We start from the raw sequence: 25,681 nt of genomic DNA on the forward strand, positions 1-25,681 counted from the left end.
CCAGAGATCCAGATGTCCGCCGATCCGGAGAAATCATGTCCGCCAGCCCGGAGCCAAATGTCCGCCCAGCCGGATTATCACGTGTCCGCTAGCAGACTCCGATGAGCTACCACGTTCGGGCGTAGCCTTTCGCCATGCACTGGCTGCCAACCCTTTTGGCCATAATGCTCGCGTCCGTCCCCATAGGCGCACTTGCGACAGCGCTGTACAACACGTATCTGAAACATCGTGAATCGCCTGTACACGGATGGGCTGTGTCTGTAGGCCGGAGCCACATAGTGACCAACGGCAAAGCGGAGGCGACCGTCATCCTGCGGCCCATGGGTCCGATGACCCTCTACGAAGTGGATGTCCAGGTGTGGGGTGACCTGGCTCTGCCATCCAAATACAAAGAGTCGATTCCGAAGATGACGTGTGATAGTGAGCCTCTTGAGCTGGACGTCAAATACTCCGTTCCTGTCCCAGATGGGCGAACGCCTTGGGTAGGCGTCGTCTGGACCGAAGCATCACGCTTGGGGGTGATGGAGCAAGGAGCCCGAATCAACGTCGAAACCGGTGAGTATCAACGTTGGAAGTGGCTTCCGCTCCGAAATGCGTTCCGCCTGTGGTCGGCACCCAAGGGACGATGGCAGACGGCGACAGCGCGCTGGACTCGAAACCAATTTGTGATCCCCGCATTGCCGGCATCCCGGGAATCCAGAATCGATCCGGCTGCGGCTCCTGATTCGATTGATGCTTTTGGGGGACAAGTCTGACGACAACGGCGACGACAGCAGCAGCTCCGAACTACGCCACCGACACAGTTACCGAGTACACAATTGCCCTGATCAGGCGCACGGCTCACTCCTGGCAGCGGTGGGGACCGTTTGGGGACACATATTGCGCGGCATCAGAACTCAAGGGGCGCGGGATTGAGGACCATATGCGCTACGTGCGCTACGTGCTCTGATAACCGATCAACATTCCGGGGGTCAGGTTTGGTGGCAGAGGTGGGCGGCGCGGAGGGGCAAATAGTCGCGTTCGGGGATGCTGGTGGTGTGGTTGGCGGCCGAGGTGTAGCAGGTGATGGCGGAGGCGAAATCGCCATCGCTCGTCGTACGCGATCCGGCTACATAGGGCGACGGCTCGACCAGTTCAGTCAGCGACTGTCAGGAATGCGGGGCGACCGGCACATCGACCACCTTGAACACCAGATCGCTACGCTGACGGCGTCACCCAGATACTAGCGAGGAGAGCACTGTTGAGCAGCGACAACGATCACGGCGGCAAGGTTTTTCGGGAGGCGTGGATTACCGGTGTCACCAACCACTATCCGGGTACGCCGAAGGACAGCTATATCGCCCCGTGGGAAAGTATGCCGGAGTGGGAACGCGCCAGTGCAGCTGCCGTCTACGGTCAGGTTGTCGACTTCATTCAGGCTACCAACGGTGCTGCTGCTCGATTGAGTCCCGAACTGAAAGGCCAGTTCGTAGCGATCTGCTGGATCGGCCAAATCTACGCACGCATTCCGGATCCGAAGCCAGGTTACGTCGCACCGTGGAACGAGCTGCCTGAGTGGCAACAGCGGACCGACATCGGGATCTTCGAGGCGATCGAGCGTCATCAGGTTGCCGAGGAAGTGGGCACCGCCGGGTAGTGCGACGAAATTCGGACACAGCAAGGGATGACGATCTCTCGCATTTTCTTGGAGGCATTTCTCGGCGACTGCAATCGGAATCTGGATCTCTAAAGGCAGGACGCAGAGCATGCCGCGAGGCCGCGTTAGGATTGGCCTCCCTGTACGCGATTGTTGCCTGTGGTAATCGTCTAATCCCGGCGCTGTCGGGTCAGGATTGGTGGCGGAGATGCGCGGCGCGGAGGGTCAAATAGTCGCGTTCGGGGATGCTGGTGGTGTGGTTGGCGGCGGAGGTGTAGCAGGTGATGGCGGCGGCGAAATCGCCGGCCATTTCGTGTAGGTGGCCGCGGACGGCGTTGAGGCGGTGGTTGCCCGCCAGCTGGTCTTCGAGGGTGTCGGCGAGTTCGAGTCCGGCGGCGGGGCCGTGCACCATCGCGGTGGCGACGGCGCGGTTGAGGGTGACCATCGGGTTCTTCGAGATGCGCTCGATCATGTTGTACAGGGCCAGGATTCGACGCCAGTCGGTGTCTTCGGCACGCAGCGCCTGCGCGTGCAGTACGGCGATCACGGCCTGGATCTGGTAGGGGCCGGTGAGGCCGGAGGCGAGGGTGCTGGTCGTCAAGGTGATGCCCTCGGTGATCAGCTTGCGATCCCAGAGTGCGCGGTTCTGTTCGGCGAGCGGAATCAATTCACCGTGGGTTCCGGTGCGTGCGGCGCGCCGTGAGTCGGTGAGCAGCATGAGCGCCAGCAGGCCGGTGACCTCGGTGTCGTCGGGGAGCAGTCGATGGATCGACCTGGTCAGTCGGATCGCCTCATTCGAGAGGTCGGTGCGCTGTAGGTCGGGGCCCGCAGTGGTGGTGTGTCCCTCGTTGAAGATCAGGTACAGCACATGCAGTACCGAACCGAGCCGTTCGTGCCATTGCGCATCACCGGGCCTGGCGAACGGGCGGTCGATGGCGGCCAGTTTCTTCTTCGCACGCGTAATCCGTTGCGCCATGGTCGCTTCCGGCAGCAGGAAGGCGTTGGCGATTTCCGCTGTGCCGAGCCCGCCGACCGCACGCAATGTCAGTGCGATGGCACTCGCGGACGTCAGCGCGGGATGGCAGCAGAGAAAGAACACGGCCAGCGTGTCGTCACGCTCGAGGGCCTGGGCATCGGGCACGTCGCGCTCGAAAACCGTTGTCTCCCTGCGCCGCCGAGCCACCTCGGCGCGCACCGCATCGGCCATCCGCCGCTGCGCGACCTGAATCAACCAACCACGCGGATTATCCGGTAACCCATCGGCGGGCCATTGGGTCGCCGCCGCGAGCATCGCCTCCTGCATCGCGTCCTCGGCGGTGTCGAAATCGCCGAATCGGCGTACCAATGTGCCGAGGACCTGCGGCGCGAGTTCACGCAACAGGTCCTCGATGGGCAGCGCTTCGGGCATGGATAATTATTGTTCGGTCGCCGGAGCACCCATCACCGCGCGTACCTCGATGTACTCACCGATCGGCTTGCCACCCGGTCCGGGGCCCGCCGAAGCCTGTGCGGCGATCTCCAGCGCACGCTCCGGACTTTCCACATCGACAAGCCAATATCCGGCCAGGAACTCCTTGGTCTCCGGGAACGGACCATCGGTGATAACCGGTGCGGAGCGCCCGTCCGAACTGACCAGTCGTGCCTCGTCCGGCCCGGCCAGCCCCTGCGCGTCGACCAGCTCACCGGTCTTGGCCAGCTCCGCGCCGAGGGCCCGCTGAAAGTCGATATGCGCCTGGATCTCCTCCGGCGTCCACTCGGTGATCGGAATGTCGCAGTTGGCGGCGGGGCCATAGGTCTTGAGCAGCATGTACTTCATATCCGGTCTCCTAGCCTTCGATGCGCCCCTGCGGCGCGCTCGCGATCAGGTCGCAGCCGTGCACGCAGAACCGACACATCCTCGATAGTGATCTGCATCACAGTGGCGCGGAGGTGTCGGCAAGCCGTTCCGGATCGACCTGCTGGCCGATCAACTCCTTGATCCGGTCGGTCACATCCCAGATGTTCACATTCATTCCCGCCAGCACCCGGTTATCGGCATCGAGCCAGAATGCGACGAACTCGCGCTTGCCCACATCACCGCGCACGACCACCCGCGCGTATTCACCGGTCGCGGCATATCCGGTGTATTCCATGCCCAGGTCGTATTGGTCGGTGAAAAAGTACGGCAGCCGGTCGTAGGAGGCCGACTTGCCGAGCATGGTTTGCGCCGCGACGGCGGGCTGATTCAGTGCATTCGCCCAGTGCTCCACCCGAATTCGACGTCCGAGCACCGGATGCTGCGCGTCGGCGATATCGCCGACCGCCACGATATCCGGGTCACTGGTGGCCAGGCTCGCATCCACGAGTACGCCACCGTCGGTCGCCAGTCCAGCGTTCGCGGCGAGTTCGATATTCGGCCGCGCACCGATCGCGACAAGTACCGCATCGCCCTCGATCACGGTGCCGTCGGCGAGTCGGACACCGCTCGCCAGATCCGTATCGCCCTGATCGGTGGTAATCGCCTCGACCTGCGCGCCGAATCGCAGGTCGACGCCGTGGTCGCGGTGTAGATCCGCGAAGACCCGACCCATCTCGGGACCGAGCGCCGCCAACAGCGGCAGTTCGGCGGATTCGACAATGGTGACCTCGACCCCGGCGGCGCGCGCGGCCGCGGCGACCTCGAGCCCGATCCAGCCCGCCCCGATGATGACCAGCCGCCGGGCCGTGCCGAACAGATCGATCAGGCGGTCGGAATCGTCGATGGTGCGCAGCGTGTACACCTCGCGCGCATCCATGCCCGGAATCGGCAGGCGCCGTGGTGTCGAGCCGGTCGCGAGTGCGAGCTTGTCGTAGCCGAGCGTCGAACCATCCGGCAGCGTCACGGTTTTCGCGCGCGGATCGATCGCGCCGACCTCGGTGCCGAGCCGGACATCGATGTGGTGATCGCGGTACCACTGGCCCGGATCGACAGTGAATTCCTCGAGTGATTTCTTACCGGCCAGATGTTCCTTGGACAGCGGTGGTCGCTCATAGGGCAGGTAATCTTCGGCGCTGATCAGCGTGACGGTTCCGGGGAAATCGTTGGCGCGCAGTGCTTCTGCCAGTTTGGCCGCGGCCAACCCGCCGCCGACGATAACGAAATGCTGATCGGAGGTCATAACGGACTCCTTTTCGGGAGGGAACCGGACGCCTGCGTGTCACCCTACTGGGACCCGAGGCCGCCTTTGCAGAAAATCGAGCGTCCGGTCCGGGAACGAATCGCGCGTCCGCGTGGTTGGCCACGGATAGTGGCGCGGCGAATCCGCGCGTTACGAGCGTGCGATGGAGAGGAACACGTCTGTGAGCGAGACGACCACCAAGAACGTTGCCGATTTCTGGTTCGACCCGCTGTGCCCCTGGTGTTGGATCACCTCCCGCTGGATTCTCGAGGTCGAGCAAGTCCGCGATATCGAGGCCCGCTTCCACGTGATGAGCCTGTCGGTGCTGAACGAGGGCAAGGAGGGGCTGCCGCCGCAGTACGAGGAGCTGCTCGCCACCGGTTGGGGTCCGGTCCGGGTCGCCATCGCCGCCGCGCAGGAGCACGGCGATAAGGTGCTCTCCCCGCTCTACACCGCGATGGGCACCCGCATCCACAACCGTCGCGAGGAGTACGCGCGCGAGTCCCGCAAGGAATCCCTTGCCGCCGTGATCGCGGATTCGCTCGCCGAGGTGGGGCTGCCCGCCGAACTCGCCGCGGCCGCCGAGAGCACCGAATTCGACGCGGCGCTGCGCGAGAGCCATCACGCGGGCATGGACAAGGTCGGTCCGGATGTCGGCACCCCGACCATCCACATCAACGGCAACGCCTTCTTCGGTCCGGTGCTGTCGCGGATTCCGCGCGGCGAGGAGGCGGGGAAGCTGTGGGATGCGGCGGTCACGTTGGCCGACTACCCGCACTTCTTCGAGTTGAAGCGGACCAGGACCGAGGATCCGTCCTTCGACTGACCTACGGCACGGTTTTCGGCGGCAACGCCGGAACCTCGCCGTAGCTGCTCGGGTAGGGACCGGCCGGTGGCGCACCGGCCGGTCGGCTCGGTCGCCAGAACAGTTTGCCGTGTCTGCTGCGGTCGCGCAGTGCCCACATCCGCCAGGTCAGCACCGGATGCGAAGACATGGCGTTGCTGATCCAGACGAAGAAGCCTTTCTCGACCGCGGCCCGATCGGCCATTTCATCGAAGCCGACGAGTTTGTTCAGGTACTTGCCCGCGGCGAGGGTCCCCATGGCCCCGGGTGCGCCGACGTGCCGGTTGCAGTAGCCGTGGTTGTCGGCGGTGTACTCCTGGGACCGGATCAGCGAGCTGCCGATGATGGGCAGTGACGGTGCCACGAACATGCCGAGCTGACGCCAGTACGAGGTGTGCCCGGCCGCGATATGTCCGACCTCGTGACCGATGATGAAGGCGAGCGCCTCGGGTTCGCGTGCGGCGCCGCCGATTTCGAAGAGATCACTGTAGACCGCGACGTAGCGCCGGAACCCGTGACCGGAGGCGAAGGCATTGATCTGGCCGTTACCGAGCACGACGTAGGCATCCGGCACCTTGGCCATCCCGAATCGGGCGGCCGCCTCGACCACCAGTTGATAGCCCTCGGGAAACTGGGTCGGCGACATCTTGACACCGTTGACTCGCATCGACGCGTAGCTCATACCGCGCAGGAACCACACCACGATCGGCGCGAAGACCAGGATGATCAGGTAGATGTTCGGCTGCTTCCCATCGAGCACGAGATCGATGCACGCCGCCAGCGCGATCAGCATCGCGAGCGCGGTGATCAAACAGACGACGACCAGCAGCGGAATCTCCCACGGGTGCCGTGCTGGCATGCCGTAGGGGGACAGGCCGCGCGGCTGCCGCTGCGGGGGCGTACCAGGTGGGACCGGAACCACACCGTAGGGACCTTGGGCGTACGCCGCCGGACCGTAGTGGGGTGTCGGGTACGGCGAACCGGGAAAAGGCTGGGGTATCGATGGGTACTGCGGTGTCGATGGGTACTGAGGCGAATCGTGTTGGGCGGAAACTGAGGTGGCGGTCGCGTCCTGAGCCTGCGCCCACCCGCCCAATGCGGGATAGGGGTCGACGGGTCGGCCCGCCTGCTGGGGCGGCTTGGATTCGGGCGGCTGCATGCTGAGAACTCTATTCATTTGCCGGGGATGGGGTTCGGTGCCGTTGACGTTGCGGACACCGGCAGTGGCACATCTGTCGATTCGCCGCGGGCGCTAACGGTGTTAATCGCGGTCGCGCGGCGTCGCATATCCCCTCTCGCGGCACTGCGAAACACGCCTGACACAATCGCAGCCATGCGCGTATACCTGGGTGCCGACCATGCCGGTTTCGAACTGAAGAATCACGTCAAGGCCCATCTGGAGCAGGCGGGCCACGAGGTCGTCGACTGCGGCGCCCTCGAGTACGACGCACTCGACGACTACCCCGCTTTCTGCATCGAGGCGGCCCGTCGCACCGTCGCCGATCCGGGCAGCCTCGGGCTGGTCTTCGGCGGCAGCGGCAACGGCGAGCAGATCGCCGCGAACAAGGTGCCCGGCGCCCGCTGCGCGCTGGCCTGGAGCGTGGAGACCGCCCAGCTGGCCCGCGAGCACAACAATGCCCAGCTGATCGGCATCGGCGGCCGCATGCACTCCACCGAGGAGGCGCTGGCGATCGTGGACGCGTTCGTCTCCACCAAATGGTCCGATGAGCCGCGCCACCAGCGCCGCATCGATATCCTGGCCGAGTACGAGAAGACCGGTGTGGCCCCGGCGATTCCGGCCCACTGAGCGCGTAATCCGCGCAAGGTAAGCCGAGCGGCGATGCGAGGCGGACCGGAGAGGATCTCTAGTTTCGATGCCTGAGAGCTATGCGCCGCACCGGCTCCGGCAATGGCGCTTCGGGGGCAGTGTGGTCTGCGTTTCGAGCTCGCAGCAGGGTGTCGCCGCCGCTGCTGCGCGCGTCGGCGGACCGGACAGGATTTCGAGCTTCGATGCCTGAAGGGCATACGCTGCATCGGCTCGCGCGACTACATCAGCGGCGTTTCGCCGGGGGAGTGGTGCGTGTTTCCAGCCCGCAGGGCAAATTCGCCGCCGGGGCCGCGCGGGTCGACGGTCAGGCGCTCGTCAAGGCTGAGGCGTGGGGTAAACACCTTCTGCACCACTACGAGTCGGGTCTGGTCGTACATGTGCACCTGGGGCTGTACGGGGTATTCACCGAGGTGCCGCTGCCGATGGGGGAGCCGGTCGGGCAGGTGCGGATGCGGATCGTCGGTGACGCCTCGGCCGATGATCGCCTGTACGGCACCGATTTACGCGGCCCGACCGCCTGCGAGGTGTACACCCGGGCGGAGGTGACGGCGCTGACCGAACGGCTCGGACCTGATCCGCTGCGGCGCGGCGCCGATCCCGAACGGGCATGGCGGCGAATTCATCGCTCGCGCAGGCCGATCGGTGCACTGCTGATGGATCAGCAAGTACTCGCTGGTGTCGGCAACGTGTATCGCGCGGAACTGCTTTTCCGGCACGGCATTTCGCCACATCGACCGGGCGCCGCGCTGACCGTCGACGAGTGGGACGCGATGTGGACCGATCTGGTCGCGCTGATGCGGGTCGGCGTGCGAGTCGGCAAGATGGTCGTCGTCCGCCCCGAACACGACCACGGCGAACCGTCCTACGCATCCGACCGCCCACGCACCTACGTCTACCGCCGCCCCGGCGCGCCCTGCCGCCTCTGCGGCACATCGATCGCGCACAGCGTGCTGGAGGGTCGAAACCTCTTCTGGTGTCCCACCTGTCAGTCCAGCTGAGAGGTCGGATCTACTGGAAGTAGCGGTGCACCATCTGGGCGATGCATACCGGTTTGTCGGCGCCCTCGCGTTCCATGACCGCGTCGACGGTGACTTGGACCGCGCCGTCGCCGAGGTCGGTGGCGTCGGCGAGGGTGGCCGTGAGGCGGACCTTGGCGCCCGCGGGGACGGGGGCTGGAAAGCGAACTTTGTTGAGGCCGTAATTGATTGCCATGCCGCGGTGTTCGATGACGAGGATTTCCGACCAGAGCGGAATGAGCAGCGACAAGGTCAGGTAACCGTGGGCGATGGTGCCGCCGAAGGGGCCGGTCTTCGCGCGTTCGACATCGACGTGGATCCACTGTTCGTCGTGGGTGGCTTCGGCGAACAGGTCGATATCGCGCTGGGGGATCTCGAGCCAGTCGCTGGTGCCGAGTTCGGTACCGATGAGGTCGAGTAGGTCGGTGGGTTTGTCGACGGTGGTCGCCATGTGGCGGTCTCCTTGGGTTGTCGTGGTTACGGGGTAAGTCCGCGCAGGTGGCGAGCGTCGTCGCGCAGCATCAGGCGCTGGAGCTTGCCGAGGGCGTTTCGCGGCAGTTGCTCGCGGAAAAGGTAATACTTCGGGATCTTGTATCGGGCGAGGTTCGCTTCGAGATGGGTGCGAATCGTGTCTTCATCAATGACGTGACCGGCGCGCAGGACGATGAACGCCAATCCGACCTCACCCCAGCGTTCGTCCGGCACGGCGACCACAGCGCAGTCGCCGACGCCCTCCAGGCGCGCGATGGCCGCTTCGACCTCGGCAGGGTAGATGTTCTCGCCACCGGAGATGATCATGTCTTTGACGCGGTCGACGATGTGCGCCCAGCCGTCATCGTCGATGCGGACGATATCGCCGGTGCGGAACCATCCGTCGATGAACGCCTCTTCGGTGGCATCGGGTCGCTGCCAGTATCCGGCAAAGACGTTGGGGCCCTTGACGAGTAGTTCGCCCTGGCCGGGTCCTTCGATGATCTCGCCGGTCGGGGTGAGCAGCGCGACATCGGTGAAGAAGTGCGGAACACCCGCGGATACCGGATGTGCGTCGGCACCGTGACGCAGTGCCATGAGCACGCCGGGCGCTGCCTCGGTCATGCCGTAGCCCTGTAGGGCCTGGATGCCGCGGGCCAGCCACGCCTTGGCCACGTGTTCGAGGACGGGGGAGCCGCCGAAGGCGACGCAGCGGACGCTCGATAGATCGGTGGTCTCCCATTCCGGCGCCTCGCACAGCATTTTCAGCATGGTCGGGGCGAGCGGGAAAACCGTGGCCCGACAGCGCTCGATGGTGGAGAGGAACTCGCTGGGATCGAATTTCGGTATGACAACGACTGTTCCGCCCGCGTAGAGGGTCGGCAGTGTGATCTGCCCCAGGCCGAGTACGTGGAACAGCGGCGCGGAACACAGGCTGACATCGTCGCGGCCGAGACTGAAATGGGCGAACTGGTTCAGGGTGTTCCAGACGATATTGCCGTGGGTGAGCACGGCGCCTTTGGGGCGGCCGGTGGTTCCGGAGGTGTAGAGGATCAATGCGGGATCGTCGAGTCCGACCGCCTGGGCGGGCGGTGTTCGCCCGCGGTGTTCGGTGATCGCGTTCTCGTACTCCTCGCCCAGGTGCAGCAGTTGGGCCGTGGCGGAGCTTCGTGCGAGCGCATCGATACCGCTGTCGGCACCGGTGAGTAACACCGCTGGATCGGCATCATCGAGTAGACCAGCGATCTCCGGTGCCGCTAGTCGAGTGTTGAGCGCGACGAAGATGGCACCGAGATGTGTTGTGGCGAACAGGGTTTCGAACGTCGCGATATCGTTGTGCCCGAGGTAGGCGACCCTATCGCCCGGTCCGACGCCGAAATCGGCGAGTGCCGCGGCGAGTGCGTCCACGCGATCGGCGAGGGTGGCGTAGTCGACGCGCCGGTCTTGTTGGATCAGCGCGATGGCGTCGGGTTCCATTCGGGCGCGCCGACGCGGCCACGAACCGATTCCCTGGTCCATCATGTCGACCTCAATCCCAATGCGGTGATGGCGTTTTCGCGCAGGATCAGAGGGCGGACCTCGTCCTTGATATCGAGTTGCTCGAAGTCCTTCATCCACCGATCCGGTGAGATGAGTGGAAAGTCCGAGCCGAACAACACCTTTCGTTTGAGCAGGCTGTTGGCGTACTTGACCAGCTGCGGTGGAAAGTATTTCGGCGACCACCCGGACAGATCGATATAGACATTGGGTTTGTGGGTGGCCACGGCCAGCGCTTCGTCCTGCCACGGGAACGACGGGTGCGCGATGATGATCGTCAGATCAGGGAAGTCGACGGCCACATCATCGAGCAGCATCGGGTTGGAGTATTTGAGCCGGATTCCGCCGCCACCGGGGAGCCCGGACCCGATTCCGGTCTGCCCGGAGTGGAACAGGGCGGGCACCCCGAGTTCGCTGATGGTCTCGTACAGCGGGTAGACCGCACGATCGTCGGGCCGGAACGCCTGCACGCTCGGGTGGAATTTGAAGCCGCGGACCCCGTGCTCGACAACCAGTCGCCGGGCTTCGGCCAGCCCCGCTTTTCCTCTGGCCGGATCGATACTGGCGAACGGGATGAGGACGTCGCTGTGCGCGGCGGCCGCGGTGGCGATGTCTTCATTACTGATCCGCCGATGACCCAGTGCGGCTTCGGCATCGACGGTGAATACGACCGCGGCCATGCGGCGCTGCCGATAGTAGGCGGCCATCTCGTCGATGGTCGGCGGGCCCGATTCGGCGCCGAAGTAGGCGTCGGCACCGGCCCGCAGTTGCTCCGGTAGCGAATAGTGGCCGCAGCCATCGGTTTCGGCATGCGTGTGCACGTCGATCGCGACGAGTTGGTCCAGGTCCAGACTCATGACAGCTGCTTCGCGGTGGTCGGGATCTTGGGCAGCGGGATGCCATAGGTTTCGAGCTGCTCACCGATCGAGGAGTCGAATGCCTCGGCGATCGCGTCGGCGGTCCAGCCGCCGTCGAGGAAGGCGCTGCGGATTTCGCTCGGATGCGACCAGAGCGACAACCGGTCGCCGCCGATACCGATGCATTGACCGGTGATATCCGCGGACGCGTCGGAGGCCAGAAAAACCACCAGTCCGGCGACATCGTCCGGGGTGCCGAACGAGGCGGCGCGGCGCACCACCGACGGGATCGGCTCACCGTTCTTCATCGCGTCGACGTAGGGAGCGAGGAAGGGAATGGTCTCGGTCATCGCGGTCGCCGCATTGGGGACGATCGCGTTGACGGTGACTCCGGCCTTCGCGCATTCCATCGCCCAGGTACGCGCCATCGCCGAGATACCGGCTTTGGCTGCCGCATAGTTGGTTTGACCGAAATTGCCGCGCTGTCCGGCCGGGGATCCGGCGAGCACGACCCGCCCGCCGTGCCCGGCCTGACGGAAGTGTTTGACCGCTTCCCGAACGCAGGTGAAGGTGCCGCGCAGATGGACGTGTATGACGGCGTCGAAATCGTCGTCGGACATATTCCACAGCACCTTGTCGCGCAGGATGCCCGCATTGGTCACCATCGCGTCCAGTCGCCCGAATGCGTCGACGGCCGCCGTGACGAGAGACTGCGCGGCCTCGGTGGTGCCGACGGCGACCGGTACGGCGAGTGCTCGACCGCCCGCTTCGGCGATTTCGGCGGCGGCCTTCTCCGCGCGGTCGGCAGCCACGTCGTTGACTACGACCGCCGCGCCCGCGGCGGCCAAAGCCTTGGCATAGGCGAGGCCGAGACCTTGGCCGCTGCCGGTGACGATGGCGACTTTGCCGGTGAGATCCATATGCGATGTTCCTTTCGGTATGCGATCAGAAGACGAGGACAGGTTTGATCGTCTTGCCGGAGGTCATATCCGTGACGGCCTGCTCGATATCGTCGAAGGGGTATCGGGTGATCAACCTGTCGATCGGAAGCCGACCGTTGCGGACCAGCGACACCAAAGCCGGTATGGCGGTTCGGGTTTCGTTATCGCCCAGGGTGAGTCCGACGACCTTGCGGCCCGGCAGCATGGCATTGACGTCCAGCGCTACCTCGGCACCGAACGGTGGCGCGCCGACAATGACCAGCGTGCCGCGTGCGGCGAGGACATCCGCCCCGACGCGCAGCACTGCGGTACTGCCGGTGGTTTCCACGACGGCGTCCGCGCCACCGGTGATCTCGGTGATCGCCGCGGCGACATCGGTTGTCGTCGCATCGATGAGGTGCGTGGCGCCGAGTTCCCAGGCCAGTTCGAGGCGTTCGGCGATCTTGTCGACGGCGATGATCGTCGTGGCCGGCGACAGTACGGCCGCCATGATCGCGGACAATCCGACCGCACCGGCACCGAGTACGACAACGCTCGAACCAGGGCGCGGCCGCACGACATTCCAGATCGCGCCGACACCGGTCTGGACACCGCACCCGAGTGGGGCAATCGTTTCCAGCGGTACGTCGGGGTCGACGACGATCATGCTGCGCTCGTCGACGAGTGCGAGTCGGCTGAACGACGACTGCCCGAAGAAGTGTCCGCCCAAGGGCGTGTCGTTGCGGGTAATAGTGTGACTCTCGTCGGCTCGCGCACCGCCGATCAGGTTGAGCGGCAACCACGTCGCGCAATAGGCGGGGTGCCCGTCGCGACAGTTCGCGCACCCTCCGCACGAGGTGAACGATAGTAGTACGTGATCACCGGGTACGACACCGGTGACTTCGGATCCGACGCGTTCGACGATGCCCGCGCCTTCATGACCGAGGACGCCAGGCAGCGGGAACGGCAGCCCGCCGCTGGCGACGCCCAGATCGGTATGGCAGACACCGGCCGCGACCATGCGCACGATCGCCTCGTGCGGTCGTGGTTCATCGAGTTCGATCGGGGCGAGGGTGAAAGGCGCACCGCCGGATTCGACGACGGCTGCCCATGTGGTGGTGGTCATGGTGGGTGTCCTTGCGGATTCAATCGAGGGCGATGACAACGGATTTGACCTTGGTGTAGGACGCGAGGGCCTCCGGTCCGTATTCGCGTCCGAAGCCGGAGTCCTTGACACCGCCGAATGGCATGGCCGGGTCGAGCATGGCCCAGTCGTTGACCCAGACGATGCCGGCCTGCAATTTGTCGGCGACGCGGTGCGCGCGGGCGAGATCGGTGGTGTGCAGGCCGGATGCGAGTCCGTAGGGCGTGCCGTTGGCCAGCGCGATCGCTTCGTCCTCGGTATCGAATGCCTGCACCGTGAGCACCGGTCCGAAGATCTCCTCCTGCACTACGCGTGAGTCGTCGGGGAGGTCCGCGATCACGGTGGGCTGGTAGTAATACCCGCCGTCGAGATCCAGTCGTTCGCCGCCGCACACCACCCGGCCGCCCTCCCGGCGGGCCAGCGCGACATACTCTTCGACCTTCGCGACATGCCGTTGCGCGGCCATCGGTCCCACCACGGTCGCCGGATCGCGGGGGTCGCCGACAGGTACGCCCGCGACGGCTTCACCGAGGATGCCGACGACGGTCTCGTAGAGCGGCCGAGCGACCAACAGCCGGGGACCGCCCATACAGAACTGCCCGGTATTGAAGACGAAACCCTTGATGATCGCGCCGATCGCCTTCTCGAGATCGGCGTCGGCGAACACGATGTGCGCGGCATTGCCGCCGAGTTCCATGGTCACCGGTTTCAATGCCGCACCCGCCGCGCTCGCGGCGCGCCGACCGATCTCGGTGGATCCGGTGAACGCGATCTTGTCGACGCCCGGATGTTCGAGCAGTGCCGCACCTACGACCGGCCCGGCGCCGGTGACGACGTTGACTACACCCGCCGGCACACCGGCATGTTCGAACAATGTCGCCATGAACAGCGCGCTGAGCGGTGTTTCCTCGGCGGGCTTGTGGACGACGACATTGCCCGCGGCGAGCGCTGGCGCGATCTTGGAGGTCGACAGGATCAGCGGAAAGTTGAACGGCGTAATGGCGGCGACAACGCCGAGTGGATCACGGCGGGTGTAGGCGAAGGCGGGCAGCGGCGTGCGGCGGGTGGCGCCGTCGATGGTCTGGGCGAGCGCGGCGCAGTACTCGTACTGTTCGATGGTGGTCGCGACGTCCACCGATCGGCACAGGGTGACCGGCTTGCCGACGTCGAGACTTTCCAGCCGGACCAGCTCGTCGGCGTTCTCGCGCACCAGCTCGGCGATCCGAAGCAGGATGCGTGCCCGTTCCCGAGCGCTGCGGCCTGCCCATTCGGGGAATGCGGCGCGCGCGGCGGCGACCGCGTCATCGACGTCGCCGCGGTCGGCCTCGGCGACGGTGCCGATAACCCGACCGGTCGATGGGTCCACCACATCGCTGTGGCGACCCGATGCGGAATTTCGCCATTTGCCATCGATGAACAGCTGTCCGTCGATGTTGTCGTTCGTGCTCATGCTTGCTCGGTCCCGTCCCGACGATCCCGGCCGCCCGGCCGAGATGCGCCTGCTCTCATCAACAGGAAACCTGATGGTTTTAGTGATGTCAGCCACTATTCGCCACTAACAGGATTCCTGTCAATGGTCTATTCTCGATTTCGCCGAACATTTCCGCTACCGCGCAGAGGTCAGGAGAGTGCTGGTGACGATCTCGGAGGCGAAGCCGCCCGTACGCCGATTGCCGGGCAGCCAGACTTCGCTGCTGTACGCGGTGAAGCGGGTCGAACTGGCGGTGCGTGCGCGCCTGGACGAGCTGCTTCGCCCGATCGGGATCACCGCATTGCAGTACACCGCGCTGACCGTGCTCGAGCGGCACGACGGCTTACCGGCAGCACAGCTGGCGCGGGATTCGTTCGTCACGGCACAGTCGGTCGCCGATGTGGTCCGCGCGCTGGAGAGTCGCGGACTCATTGCGCGCGAACGCAATGCACGCAACCGGCGCGAGTTGCTGATCCACCTCACCGAGGCGGGGCGGCGGTTGCTTGCCGATGTCGCCGACGAGGTCGATGCGGTGGAACACCAGATGATCAGTGGTATGACGGCCGAGCAGGCCGACGATTTCCGCTCGGCCTTGGTGCGAGCCTGGCATGCGCTGTCCTGACGGACTTCGGCAATGACCCAGTCTTCGGTCCTGGCCCGCGCACTGGTCCTGCTGGAGGCATTCGACAACGCCCACCCGGTATTGAAGCTGTCCGAACTCGCCGAGCGCACCGGTCTACCGCAGACCACGGTCTATCGGCATGTGGTGGATCTCGTGCAGTGGGGTGCGCTGGATCGGGCCGCGGGCGGCGGCTATCAGATCGGTTTGCGCATGGTGGAGATCGCCTCCTACTGCCCGCGCGCCAGGCCGATCCGTGATGTCGCGCTGCCGTTCATGGAGGACCTGTACGAGGCGACGCACCAGAATGTGCAGTTGGCGGTCCGCGACGGCACCGAAGTGGTCTATGTCGAATTCCTCGCCGGGCGTGACGCGGTATTCGTGCGCACCCGGGTGGGTGCACGCTGGCCGATGCACGCGACCGGCGTCGGGTTGGCCATCCTGGCATACGCTCCCGCCGAGATCGTGGACAAGATCGCCGACCGGCCGCTGGCGGTATTCACCACGAAGACGATCAGCACGGCCGAGGTGCTGCGACGGGCACTGGCGGAGGTGCGTCGCACCGGGGTCGCGATCAGTGATGGACAGGTGACCCTCGACGGATATTCCGTCGCCGCACCGGTTTTCGGCTCCGACGGCCAGGTCGTGGCGGCGCTGTCGATTGTCGTACCGGCCGGGGACTCCCGCCGGGCGATGTGGGCCCCGGCGGTGCGCACCGCGGCCCATGGCATCACCCGGCAGTTGGGTGGCGGGCGCTGACTTCCGTTCGACGGAAGTGTGTCTTGGCTCACGCCTGGCGCGGCCCACACCATGGACCGCACAGCCTGCCAGGGGGATCACCTTCAGGAGCGTTCCGATGAGCCCGACAACCGCAATAGTCCGCAACCAGTGGTATGTGGCCGCCTACAGCCAAGAGATCGGTCGCGAGCTCTTCGCGCGCACCATCTGCAACGAGCCACTGGTGTTCTACCGGTCCGAGGACGGCACGGTGGCGGCACTGTCGGACCGCTGCATCCACCGCCGCTACCCGCTATCGCAGTCGCGGCTGGTCGATGACCGCGTCGTCTGCGGCTACCACGGCTTCACCTACGACCGCACCGGCGCCTGTGTCGCGGTGCCCGCGCAGACCCGCATACCCCGCAGCGCTCGTGTCGCTTCCTACCCTGTGGTGGAACAGGATTCGTTCGTCTGGGTGTGGATCGGCGACCGCGAGTCGGCCGACCCGGCCGCGATCCCGCGCGCACCGTGGCTGGTGCAGGACGGCTGGACCACCATCCGCGGCTTGGAGACCATCCAAGCCAGGCATGCGCTGCTGATGGACAATCTGATGGACCTGTCCCACGAAACCTATTTACACGGCGGCTATATCGGCACGCCCGAGGTCGCGGAGACGCCGATCACCACCGAGGTCGACCAGGCTGCCGGTGTGGTGCGGGTGAGTCGGCACATGGACGATGCCGAATGCCCGCCGTTCTATGCCAATTCGACCGGCATGATCGGCCGCATCACCCGCTGGCAGGACATCGAGTTCCAGCCCCCGTGCCTGTACCGGCTGCACAGCCGCGTCGCGCCGCAGGGCAACTATCCGCCCGAGGGCTACCTGCCAGGCCACTGCGCCGACACCGATCCCGAGGCCTTCCACACCGAAATTGTGTACGCCCTCACACCGGAAACCGAGCATTCGGTACACGACTTCTGGATGGTGGCACGGGATTTCGCGATCGATGATCAGGACGTCACCGATTACCTGCGCAAGAGCAATCACACCGTGGTGATGCAGGACGTGGTGGCACTGAACCTCGTCGAGGAGGTCATCGCCGCGGAGGAGCGCGCCGGGGGCACTTACCAGGAGCTGTCGATCAATATCGACACCGGTGCGCTGGCGGCACGTCGGCTCATCGCCGAACTCGCCCGGACCGAAACGACTCGAGCATGACCGCCTGTCACCGCGTGCAGTGGTACCCGGGCAGTGATCAGCTGTTCGGCCGATGCCATTGCGGCGCAACCCGTATCGCCGATGACCCGATCGAGATCTGGCAGTGGTTGCTCGCACACCCCGACGGTCATCGCGATCCCGCTCCCGATTCGCGCCCTGAGCTACTGATCGGAGCCCGTGCATGACCATCGAACCGGAATTCGCAGTCATGGTCACCGACCGTCGCGACCTCGCCGACGGCATCGTCGAACTCACCATGGCCGCGACCGACGGACATACCCCGAAATGGCAGCCGGGTGCGCACATCGACCTGATCCTGCGCCCTGACCTGGTACGCCAATATTCACTGTGCGGTGATCCAGAAGACCACGGCCGATTGACGGTCGCGGTCCTGCGTGAGGCGAGCGGCCGTGGTGGGTCGGCCCACGTCCACGACCGGCTGACCGTGGGCGAACGTCTGCGAATCCGTGGCCCCCGCAACAACTTCCCGCTGCGAGACGCGCAACGCTACCGGTTCATCGCCGGAGGTGTCGGTATCACACCGTTGCTGCCGATGATCCGTACCATCGCGGGTCACGGCGGCGAGTGGAGCCTGCATTACGGCGGCCGTACCCGTGCGAGCATGGCCTACCTCCCCGAACTCTCGGCGCTCGGGCCGATCGAAGTATGTCCGCAGAGCGAGACCGGCCCACTCGATCTCGACACCATCCTGTCCAATCCAGATCCGGAAACCTTGGTGTACTGCTGCGGTCCGGAGCCGCTGCTGGCGGCCGTCGAAAGCCGCTGCGCCGCGACGTGGCCCGCCGGTGCCCTGCACCTCGAGCGGTTCGCACCGAAGCCGAACGAAGTGACTATCGATTCCGCCTTCGATGTCGAATGCGCACAATCCGGTGTCACCGTGCACATCCCGGCGAACACCTCTGTCCTCGATGCCGTCGAACAGGCTGGTGTCGCGGTCATGTCCTCGTGCCGTGAAGGCACCTGCGGCACCTGCGAAACCGTTGTCCTCGACGGTATCCCGGACCATCGCGACAGCATTCTCACCGCACAGGACACCGACGTGATGATGATCTGCCGCTCACGCGCCCACACCCCCCGCCTCGTCCTGGACATCTAGTCCGGCCCATCGAAAGGTTCCCGTTATGCCCGTCGTCAGAGTCTCGGATACCGATGTCCACTACTCCTTGGCCGGTGCCGGACCAGGTTTGGTCCTCGTCCACGGCACCAGCATGAGTGCCGAATCCAATTTCGGGCACCTCATCGCCCAGTTCACCGACCGCCACACCGTGATCACGCCCGACTACGCGGGCAGCGGCGGCTCCACCGCACCCGAGAGCCGACTGACCCTTGACCTGCTGGTCCAGCAGATCATCGCGACCATCGAGGACGCCTCGACCGGCCCGGTCGACCTGGTCGGCTTCTCCCTCGGCGCGGTCGTCGCGGCAGCGGTCGCGGGGCGGCGCCCCGATCTGGTGCGCAGACTCGTCCTGGTGGCGGGTTGGGCGGTGACCGAGGATCCGCGGCAACTACTCGTTCTGCACGGCTGGGCGGCGTCGCTGGAGGCCGGTCCGGAAATGGCGTCCGCATTCGGTCCGGTGCTGGCGTTCAGTCCGGCATTCCTGCGCGGACTCGGCCATGCGGGCCTGGCGCAACTGCGCGCCACGAAACCGGAACCGGGAACGCTGCGGCAGATCGAGGTGAATCTCGACGTGGACATCCGCGACGAGCTGAGCCGGATAGCCGCACCGACATTGGTGATCGGCTGCACCCAGGATCAGCTGGTACCGGTTACCCACGCCCGTGAGCTGCACGCCGCGATCCCGAATAGTCGATACGCCGAAATCGATAGCGGCCATGTGGTGTTCTTCGAGAAGCCAGCCGAACTCGTGTCGCTGGTACAAGGGTTTTTGCCCAGCTGACGTACCGGCCCGCTGGCTAGCAGCGGGCCGGTACCGGATCAGCCTGCGACGGCCTTGATTTCGGGTTTCTCGGAGTCGGCGAGGACGAAGCGGCGTCCGCCCGCGGTCTTCGCCGAATACATCGCGCGATCGGCGCTACGCAGGAGATCGGTGAAATCGCAGGAGTCGCCCGGCGGACAGTAGGCGGTGCCGACACTTGCCGAGACCGGCACGGGACCGGCCGTCGACCACACCGGATCCCGCAGCGCGGCCACGATGCGATGCGCGATTTCACCGAGCGTGTTGTGCAGCGGGTTGGTGGCGAGCACGAATTCGTCACCGCCGTAACGGCAGATCACCGTATCCGGCGGACAGATCTCGCGCAGCCTACGGGCCAGTTCGACGAGGACCTCGTCGCCGACGGCATGTCCGTAGTTGTCGTTGATCTGCTTGAACCGGTCCAGGTCGATCAGCAGCAGGCCGACGCCACGGTTCGGATCGGCCGTCATCAGCCGCACCTTGTCCTGCAGCAGCGTCCGGTTGGCCAGATCGGTGAGCGCGTCGTGGGTGGCCTCGTGCCGCAGCCGATGCTGCAGCGCGGCGATCTCCTGCACCCGCAACGAGACCGCGGCCGAAATGTGTTGCTCCTGTTGGGCCAGCGCCCGCTCCTGCAGCGCCTGGGCATAGCTGTCGATGGCCTGACTGGCCACCAGCGGCCAGCGGGTGGCGACCAGTGACCCGGGCGCCCCCGCCGGGAAGCCGAGCAGCCAGCGGGTGGCCTGGGCCAGCATTCTGGTCCGCTCGAACGGCGCCTCGACCAGTCGCGCACCCAGGTCCCGCGCCGCGGGCACGGGGAAGGGCTCGGACCTGGCCAGCAACAGCAGTCGATCGATGATCTCGACCAATACCGGTTGCAACTGTTGCGGTGACGCGTGTGATCCCGGTTCCGCGCAGACCGCACGCGCCCACGCGCCTGCCATCTGCGCTACGGGTGGCTCGATATCCGCAGACATCGCACTCACCCGCCACGGGTGATGTCGGTACCCGGGTGCCCTGTTCCCACGCAGGTGCCGGCGCCACCCCGATCGTTCCCACTGCTATGCGGTTGTGTCCACCTCGCTTGGTGCACGCTCACCGCCCCCTTTCCAGATACCCCCGTCCGGCAAAAAGGATCCTAGCAAGCCACTCGGCACTGAAAAACGCCGTTTTATAACGAGTTATCGGTACCTCGCGAATGGCGATCGGGTATGTCATCGCTGCCGGGCCGCCGGCGTTACACATCAATTGTGTTCGCCGGGAAGTCGCGGACCGACACGCCGACAGCACGCCGAAACGGCGGTTCTCCGCTCAGTAATAGCGATCGGCTACTGATGGTTGCGGTGATCCGCTGGATCAGGGCCGTACTGAGCGCTTCGGTGGGGGCTGATTGGCGTTTCCGAGGCCCGATTCGGTACAGTCGGTTCGCACACGACATCGTGGCGATCCCATCAGATGTCGTATGCCTGCGGGTGTAGTTCAATGGTAGAACCTCAGCCTTCCAAGCTGATGGTGCGGGTTCGATTCCCGTCACCCGCTCCACACAGGATTCATCCTCGTCGGCACCGTCTTTCGCCGCGAGGCCACGGGGTGTAGCGCAGCTTGGTAGCGCATCCGCTTTGGGAGCGGAGGGTCGCAGGTTCAAATCCTGTCACCCCGACTGAAACGCCGGTTCGTAGTTGTTCGAGGGGTGACGGATGCCGGCACCATTGGAGGTCCGGGTTAGCAACCTGGAGACGCTGATGTCTGTGGTGACGATGCAGCAGGCGGAGTTGAAGGCGAAGCGGGTAGTTCGACCGACCTCACCGCGTTGGGCGCGAAGGTGGAGCGCGACCATACTGCGGTTATCGAGGAGATCGGCAGTCTGAGGGCCGAAATCGAAGACCGGTTCGCTGGTCTGCGGGCTGAGATCGATGATCGGTTCACTCGAGTGGATGGCCGGTTCGCTCGAATCGATGATCGGCTTGCTCAAATGGATGACCGGCTCGCTCAAATGGATGACCGGTTCAGTTCCAAATTGGATCGGATCCTGGCGGCCCTCGGGGCCGAGCAGGACGGTGGCTAACCGAACGCGTTCGCACGATCTGTCCGGCACTGTCGAAGTGCGTTGGCGTTCGAGGCGTCAAAAGTGTTGCGGGGCAACCTGCTGGCGCGATGCCGGGACGTAGCTGGCGGCGTTCTTCGCGCGGAATCCCGGCCGAAATTCGCCTGATGTGATCGCCCTCCATGATGTCGCCGAGGGTGCGGCATAGTGTGGACCCGTGCCCGACCGTGACACGTCACCGGCCGCGACCGTTCTCGTGGTCGACGACGAGCCCAACATTCTGGATCTGCTTTCCGCCGCGCTGCGGATGAGCGGTCCTGATCCGCCGCGGATTCGGCGCGGATCGGCTAAGTTAATGACCGTTCTGTTTTCGGGGTAGGAGAACGATGGCGTTGACCCTCGCCGAGCGCACGACGCTCGGACTGATTTGTGACACCTTCGCCCCAGGAGACGGTGCGGAGTTGCCGTCCGCGTCACGGCTGGGAGCCGTCGAATCCGTCGAGCAGTTGCTCGCTCGCAATCCGAGTGCCGCGCAGCGCCGCGCCTTCGAAACGCTGTTGCGAGTGTGGAACTCGCGTGGGTTCGGAGTGCTGATCGGGGCGGGACCGCGCAGGTTCGCGGAGCTGAGTCAGGATGAACGCGAACAGGCCATGGTGCGGCTCGGCAGCTCCCGGTTCGGTCGCAAGCGCGCGGTATTCCAGGCGCTCAAGGGGGCGGCGTTGACGGCGTACTACGCGACGCCCGGCTCGACCGGGACCAATCCGGCCTGGCGGGAGATGGGATTTCCGGGTCCGCTCGGTGCCTTTGCCGAGGCACCGAAGCCCGCTCTTGCGCCAGTGCGACCGACGAGTGATACGACGCTCGACTGCGATGTGTTGGTGGTCGGATCCGGTGCGGGCGGTGGCACCGCGGCGGCGGTGCTCGCGGCGGCCGGACTGGATGTCGTGGTTGTCGAACGCGGGTGCTATTACGACGACGCGGACTTCGGCTCCGGCGAACTTGCCGGATTGCTGAACCTGTACGCACCGGGCCCGGTGACCACGCAGGAGGGACAGCTCGGCCTGGTCGCCGGATCGTGTCTCGGCGGTGGCACGGTGGTCAACTGGACCACCTCGTTCCGTACGCCCGACGATGTGCGCGAGGAATGGGCGAGCCTGGGCGCCAAGCAGTTCGTCGCCGACGAGTACACCGAGGCGCTGGACGCGGTGGTGGCCAGGCTCGGTGTCAACGGTGACCACTCCGGTGCCTCCCGTCGTGACGGCGTCCTGGAGCGCGGTTTGCGCGCCCTGGATTGGCATGTCGATGCGATGCCGCGCAATGTGCGCGGTTGCGATGCCGGAATCGAGTGCGGCCGTTGTGGTTTCGGATGTCGCATCGGTGCGAAACAGTCGGTGACCAAGACCTGGCTCGCCGATGCCGAAGAGCACGGTGCCAGGCTGCTGATCGATACCGAGGTGCGCGCGATCACGCTGCGGGAGGGCAGTGCCAGTGGGGTCGAGGCCGTCACGTCGCACGGCGACACGGTCACCGTCCGGGCCCGTGCGGTGGTTGTCGCGGCGGGTGCGATACAGACACCGGCGCTGCTGCGTCGCTCCGGAATATCCGGCCGCAATATCGGCCGCTACCTGCGACTGCACCCGGCCACCGCGGTCTTCGGTACCTTCGACGAGCAGATCCGGCCATGGGAAGGCGGCATGCAGACGCGCTACTCCTGCGAGCATCGTGACCTCGACGGCCATGGCTACGGCGTTATCTACGAAACCGGGCCGTTGACACCCGCCATGACGGTCGGCTTCCTGAATTGGACCGGCGCGGCGCAGCACCGGGCGATCATGCACAACCTCGCGAATACCGTCGCCGTCGGGGTGATCACCCGGGACCGCGACCACGGCATGGTATCGGTCGATCGTGCGGGCGATGCGGTTGTCCGCTATCGCCTTTCCGGATACGACCAAGCGCATATGCATACCGGAATCTCTGGTGCGGCAAGGATTTTGGAGGCGGCGGGCGCGCTCCGGATCTTCTCGGGGCACCAGACCGGTCCGGTCCACGAACCCGGAGTCGCGGGCTCACACGACACCTTCGTTGCCGAATGTCTGCGTGCTGGTTACGATCCCGGCCGCTGTGCGATGGGTGCGCTGCACATCATGGGTTCGGCACGTATGGGCGGCTCCCGCGCGGATTCGGCCACCGATCCGGATGGAGTGGTCTGGGATGTGCCGAATGTCGTTGTCGCCGACGCCTCCTGCTTCCCGACGGCGTCCGGGGTAAACCCGATGATCAGCATCGAGGCCATTGCCTACATGAACGCATCACGTCTGGCCGCGCGGCTGACCTGAGCATTGCCCGGCCCGTCGGTGTGTCGGATATTCCCACAGCCGCAGCCCCTTGTCGGACAGGGCGCGGCTGTCGGTCAGTCGGCGATCAGGTGGTTCAGGGAGCGGTCGAGGCGCAAGTTGAAAAGCGAAAGCTGAACTCCCGCATCGATCGTCGGTGCGCGAGCATCCGGTCAATATCCGATTGTGAAGCGCCGCTGGATGAACCGCGGTAGCTCGATCTCGTCGAGTAGGGCGACCGCGGCGTCTTCGATGGAGATGCGGCTGTGGCCGTCGGTGTCGCGGATCGGCTGATCGCCGCCGACTCGGTAGCGGCCGGTCCGTTCACCGGGGGCGATCAATTCGGCCGGGCTGAGGTAAGTCCAGAGTCGGTTCGAGGTGCGCAGGATATCGAGGGCGGCGCGGTGGCCGCGGACCGCTGCCGCGTATTCGCGGGGCAGGCCGAGTCCGTCGAGGGTATCGGCCAGGCGCTGGTCGTCATCGGCGGTGACCCGGCCGGGTTCGTACTCCAGGCTTCCCGCACCGCCGACCACGATCAGGCGGGTGCGCGGGTGCGTGTGCAATGCATCGAGCAGTGAACGCGCGGCACGTCCGTAGACCGTCGGATCGGCGATGGAGCGCGCGAGGGTGTCGTTGAAATCCGCTGCCGCGTTTCCCGGTTGGTAGCAGCTGACCAGGACGTCCATGCCGGGGAGGGCCGCGGCAATGGCCGCGCTGTCGAAGATGTCGAGGCTGCGCCAGCTGACATTCGGTTGGCTCGTGGTGATCTGACTGGCGTCCCTGGTGAACGCCGTGACGTGGTGACCGCGGGCGACTGCCTCGGTGAGTACCCGCTGGCCGATATTGCCGGTCGCGCCGACGATTCCTATGAACATGATTCTCCTCGGACTAATTGATACGGCGTGTGTAAACTATACGCCGTGAAGTATTTGAGCAACGTCTAGTTTTCTCACGCCGCTGTAGAGTTGCCGCCGTGGGCACTGCGACGCCGAGCCGGCGGGAGTTACGACGCTCCGAGACGACAGCGGAGATCAAGCAGGTGGCGCTCCGGTTGATGGCCGAGGGCGGACCGGGCGCCATCACCCTGCGGGCAATCGCGCGTGAAATGGGCATGACGGCCAACGCGGTCTACAGCTACTTCCCGACCCGCGACGACCTGATCACCGCGCTGATCAACGATGTGTACTCCGAGCTCGCCGATGCGGTCGAGGCTGCCCGCGATGCCCGTCCCGCTGCCGACGCTTCGGGACGAATAATCGCGTGGGCCTGTGCATTTCGCGATTGGGCCGTGGCGAATCCCGCTGGGTTCCGCCTCATCTACGGCGATCCCGTCCCCAACTACGAGGCTCCCGAGGGTGGCGCGGCCCCGGACGCGGAACACCGTGTGTGCGCTGGTCTGACGGGTTTGGCCGCAGGCGCATGGCCGCACGCCGAAAACTACTACGCGGACAACGGTTTCGAGTGGACGGACTTCGAACCGAAACTCGTCGAAGAGGTCAAGGCGGAATTCCCCGGCCTACCTCCCGCCGCGGTCGCGATCGCCCTGCGCATCTGGGGCCATCTGCACGGCTTGGTCTCCCTGGAAATCCTGGGCCACCTGCGTTCCCAGACCACCGACCCGGAAAAGCTCTACCGCAACGAAATCCGCCACCTCATCCGTTCGTTGGGCCTGGATCCACCCGAGCACTGAGTCCGGTTATGGTGCTCCGCCGGTTGTCAGCTGTCGTTTCTGGGGCGGCATCGCACTGACAGGCTCGGCCGACCGCTGCGTTCTACGTTGTCGCGGCGGCCGTGGCGGTGCGCGAGGGGTGGTACGCGGTTTCGAGCCTGAGGGCGCGCACGGGATAAGGACTAATCGCTCGCACTCGGTTCAGGCGTCAGCGCAGGTCCTGTTCAGAGTGTCGGTGGACTGGTCGCCGACGTCAGCGCGGACCCGCGATCTTGCGCTCGGA

Annotated in this window: 26 protein-coding genes and 2 tRNA genes; 15 read left to right on the plus strand and 13 right to left on the minus strand. The window is 65.4% G+C overall.

All coding sequences use genetic code 11. The features are described from left to right. The first annotated feature begins 278 nt into the window (after window positions 1–278). Entirely contained in the window at window positions 279–755 is a 477-nt protein-coding gene (locus tag ACIBG0_RS36295) for a hypothetical protein (protein ID WP_397039052.1), read from the plus strand. 485 nt (window positions 756–1,240) lie between these two features. Next, window positions 1,241–1,636, plus strand: coding sequence for a hypothetical protein (locus ACIBG0_RS36300; protein WP_397039054.1), 396 nt, complete (start codon window positions 1,241–1,243; stop codon window positions 1,634–1,636). Between the two features lie 190 nt (window positions 1,637–1,826). Here ACIBG0_RS36300 and ACIBG0_RS36305 read toward each other — a convergent pair whose 3' ends face one another. The 3 genes from ACIBG0_RS36305 to ACIBG0_RS36315 form a co-directional block, all read right to left on the minus strand. Then, complete coding sequence (locus ACIBG0_RS36305; RefSeq protein WP_397039057.1) at window positions 1,827–3,044, minus strand: RNA polymerase sigma factor; 1,218 nt, start codon at window positions 3,042–3,044, stop codon at window positions 1,827–1,829. Between the two features lie 6 nt (window positions 3,045–3,050). Next, the gene (locus tag ACIBG0_RS36310; protein ID WP_397039059.1) at window positions 3,051–3,452 is read right to left on the minus strand and encodes a YciI family protein; all 402 of its coding nucleotides are present in this window, start codon (window positions 3,450–3,452) and stop codon (window positions 3,051–3,053) included. 97 nt (window positions 3,453–3,549) lie between these two features. Further along, window positions 3,550–4,773 carry an NAD(P)/FAD-dependent oxidoreductase gene (locus tag ACIBG0_RS36315; RefSeq protein ID WP_397039062.1) on the minus strand — a complete coding sequence of 408 codons (1,224 nt, stop codon included), beginning with the start codon at window positions 4,771–4,773 and terminating at the stop codon, window positions 3,550–3,552. Between the two features lie 163 nt (window positions 4,774–4,936). On the opposite strand from ACIBG0_RS36315, the gene ACIBG0_RS36320 reads away from it, so the two are divergent. Then, window positions 4,937–5,599 (plus strand): DsbA family protein, encoded by a 663-nt coding sequence (locus ACIBG0_RS36320; RefSeq protein ID WP_397039065.1) that lies wholly within the window; start codon window positions 4,937–4,939, stop codon window positions 5,597–5,599. A gap of 1 nt (window position 5,600) precedes the next feature. On the opposite strand, the gene ACIBG0_RS36325 is transcribed toward ACIBG0_RS36320, so the two are convergent. Beyond that, on the minus strand, window positions 5,601–6,776 hold the full coding sequence (locus ACIBG0_RS36325) for a M48 family metallopeptidase (protein WP_397039067.1): 1,176 nt from the start codon (window positions 6,774–6,776) through the stop codon (window positions 5,601–5,603). A 174-nt stretch (window positions 6,777–6,950) separates the two neighbouring features. Here ACIBG0_RS36325 and ACIBG0_RS36330 point away from each other — a divergent pair, with 174 nt between their 5' ends. Both ACIBG0_RS36330 and ACIBG0_RS36335 read left to right on the plus strand, forming a co-directional pair. Beyond that, a complete protein-coding gene (locus tag ACIBG0_RS36330) occupies window positions 6,951–7,424 on the plus strand; it encodes a ribose-5-phosphate isomerase (protein WP_397039069.1) in 474 nt (157 codons plus the stop codon). A gap of 203 nt (window positions 7,425–7,627) precedes the next feature. Beyond that, complete coding sequence (locus tag ACIBG0_RS36335; protein ID WP_397039072.1) at window positions 7,628–8,443, plus strand: Fpg/Nei family DNA glycosylase; 816 nt, start codon at window positions 7,628–7,630, stop codon at window positions 8,441–8,443. Window positions 8,444–8,453: 10 nt separating this feature from the next. On the opposite strand, the gene ACIBG0_RS36340 is transcribed toward ACIBG0_RS36335, so the two are convergent. Genes ACIBG0_RS36340 through ACIBG0_RS36365 form a run of 6 tightly spaced genes read right to left on the minus strand, consistent with a single transcriptional unit; the run spans window position 8,454 to window position 14,839 of the window. Then, window positions 8,454–8,912, minus strand: a complete 459-nt coding sequence (locus ACIBG0_RS36340; RefSeq protein ID WP_397039075.1) for a MaoC family dehydratase — start codon at window positions 8,910–8,912, stop codon at window positions 8,454–8,456. Between the two features lie 26 nt (window positions 8,913–8,938). Continuing rightward, complete coding sequence (locus ACIBG0_RS36345; protein WP_397039077.1) at window positions 8,939–10,453, minus strand: long-chain fatty acid--CoA ligase; 1,515 nt, start codon at window positions 10,451–10,453, stop codon at window positions 8,939–8,941. Next, window positions 10,450–11,325, minus strand: a complete 876-nt coding sequence (locus tag ACIBG0_RS36350) for an amidohydrolase family protein (protein ID WP_397039080.1) — start codon at window positions 11,323–11,325, stop codon at window positions 10,450–10,452. Before ACIBG0_RS36350 ends, ACIBG0_RS36345 begins: the two co-directional genes overlap by 4 nt. After that, a complete protein-coding gene (locus ACIBG0_RS36355) occupies window positions 11,322–12,245 on the minus strand; it encodes an SDR family oxidoreductase (RefSeq protein WP_397039082.1) in 924 nt (307 codons plus the stop codon). Before ACIBG0_RS36355 ends, ACIBG0_RS36350 begins: the two co-directional genes overlap by 4 nt. Before the next feature lie 25 nt (window positions 12,246–12,270). Beyond that, window positions 12,271–13,371, minus strand: a complete 1,101-nt coding sequence (locus ACIBG0_RS36360; protein WP_397039084.1) for an NAD(P)-dependent alcohol dehydrogenase — start codon at window positions 13,369–13,371, stop codon at window positions 12,271–12,273. Window positions 13,372–13,390: 19 nt separating this feature from the next. Then, window positions 13,391–14,839, minus strand: coding sequence for an aldehyde dehydrogenase family protein (locus tag ACIBG0_RS36365; protein WP_397039086.1), 1,449 nt, complete (start codon window positions 14,837–14,839; stop codon window positions 13,391–13,393). Window positions 14,840–15,023: 184 nt separating this feature from the next. Between ACIBG0_RS36365 and ACIBG0_RS36370 the strand changes: the two genes are divergently transcribed. From ACIBG0_RS36370 to ACIBG0_RS36390, 5 genes are all read left to right on the plus strand, one after another. Beyond that, entirely contained in the window at window positions 15,024–15,482 is a 459-nt protein-coding gene (locus ACIBG0_RS36370; RefSeq protein ID WP_397039088.1) for a MarR family winged helix-turn-helix transcriptional regulator, read from the plus strand. Between the two features lie 12 nt (window positions 15,483–15,494). Next, complete coding sequence (locus ACIBG0_RS36375) at window positions 15,495–16,238, plus strand: IclR family transcriptional regulator (protein WP_397039089.1); 744 nt, start codon at window positions 15,495–15,497, stop codon at window positions 16,236–16,238. Window positions 16,239–16,335: 97 nt separating this feature from the next. After that, window positions 16,336–17,415: a Rieske 2Fe-2S domain-containing protein gene (locus tag ACIBG0_RS36380; RefSeq protein ID WP_397039092.1), complete on the plus strand. Its 1,080-nt coding sequence runs from the start codon at window positions 16,336–16,338 to the stop codon at window positions 17,413–17,415. Between the two features lie 181 nt (window positions 17,416–17,596). Next, window positions 17,597–18,532, plus strand: coding sequence for a PDR/VanB family oxidoreductase (locus tag ACIBG0_RS36385; RefSeq protein WP_397039095.1), 936 nt, complete (start codon window positions 17,597–17,599; stop codon window positions 18,530–18,532). A gap of 25 nt (window positions 18,533–18,557) precedes the next feature. Next, the gene (locus ACIBG0_RS36390) at window positions 18,558–19,334 is read left to right on the plus strand and encodes an alpha/beta fold hydrolase (protein WP_397039098.1); all 777 of its coding nucleotides are present in this window, start codon (window positions 18,558–18,560) and stop codon (window positions 19,332–19,334) included. 38 nt (window positions 19,335–19,372) lie between these two features. Here ACIBG0_RS36390 and ACIBG0_RS36395 read toward each other — a convergent pair whose 3' ends face one another. Next, window positions 19,373–20,326, minus strand: coding sequence for a diguanylate cyclase domain-containing protein (locus ACIBG0_RS36395; protein ID WP_397039101.1), 954 nt, complete (start codon window positions 20,324–20,326; stop codon window positions 19,373–19,375). 491 nt (window positions 20,327–20,817) lie between these two features. Here ACIBG0_RS36395 and ACIBG0_RS36400 point away from each other — a divergent pair. Continuing rightward, window positions 20,818–20,891 (plus strand) — tRNA-Gly (locus ACIBG0_RS36400). A gap of 44 nt (window positions 20,892–20,935) precedes the next feature. Next, window positions 20,936–21,009 (plus strand) — tRNA-Pro (locus tag ACIBG0_RS36405). Here the strand turns inward: ACIBG0_RS36405 and ACIBG0_RS36410 are convergent. Further along, window positions 21,001–21,342, minus strand: coding sequence for a hypothetical protein (locus ACIBG0_RS36410; RefSeq protein ID WP_397039103.1), 342 nt, complete (start codon window positions 21,340–21,342; stop codon window positions 21,001–21,003). The genes ACIBG0_RS36405 and ACIBG0_RS36410 overlap by 9 nt on opposite strands. Window positions 21,343–21,610: 268 nt before the next feature. Here ACIBG0_RS36410 and ACIBG0_RS36415 point away from each other — a divergent pair, with 268 nt between their 5' ends. Beyond that, entirely contained in the window at window positions 21,611–21,772 is a 162-nt protein-coding gene (locus tag ACIBG0_RS36415) for a hypothetical protein (RefSeq protein WP_397039106.1), read from the plus strand. A gap of 7 nt (window positions 21,773–21,779) precedes the next feature. Beyond that, complete coding sequence (locus ACIBG0_RS36420; RefSeq protein WP_397039109.1) at window positions 21,780–23,732, plus strand: GMC family oxidoreductase N-terminal domain-containing protein; 1,953 nt, start codon at window positions 21,780–21,782, stop codon at window positions 23,730–23,732. Window positions 23,733–23,902: 170 nt separating this feature from the next. Here the strand turns inward: ACIBG0_RS36420 and ACIBG0_RS36425 are convergent, their stop codons facing one another. Beyond that, on the minus strand, window positions 23,903–24,604 hold the full coding sequence (locus ACIBG0_RS36425) for an NAD(P)-dependent oxidoreductase (RefSeq protein ID WP_397039112.1): 702 nt from the start codon (window positions 24,602–24,604) through the stop codon (window positions 23,903–23,905). 98 nt (window positions 24,605–24,702) lie between these two features. Between ACIBG0_RS36425 and ACIBG0_RS36430 the strand changes: the two genes are divergently transcribed. Further along, complete coding sequence (locus ACIBG0_RS36430) at window positions 24,703–25,419, plus strand: TetR/AcrR family transcriptional regulator (protein WP_397039115.1); 717 nt, start codon at window positions 24,703–24,705, stop codon at window positions 25,417–25,419. The last annotated feature ends 262 nt before the right edge of the window (window positions 25,420–25,681 follow it).

It is taken from the genome of Nocardia sp. NPDC050630 (assembly GCF_044457245.1).
In the GTDB taxonomy this organism is placed as follows: Bacteria; Actinomycetota; Actinomycetes; order Mycobacteriales; family Mycobacteriaceae; genus Nocardia.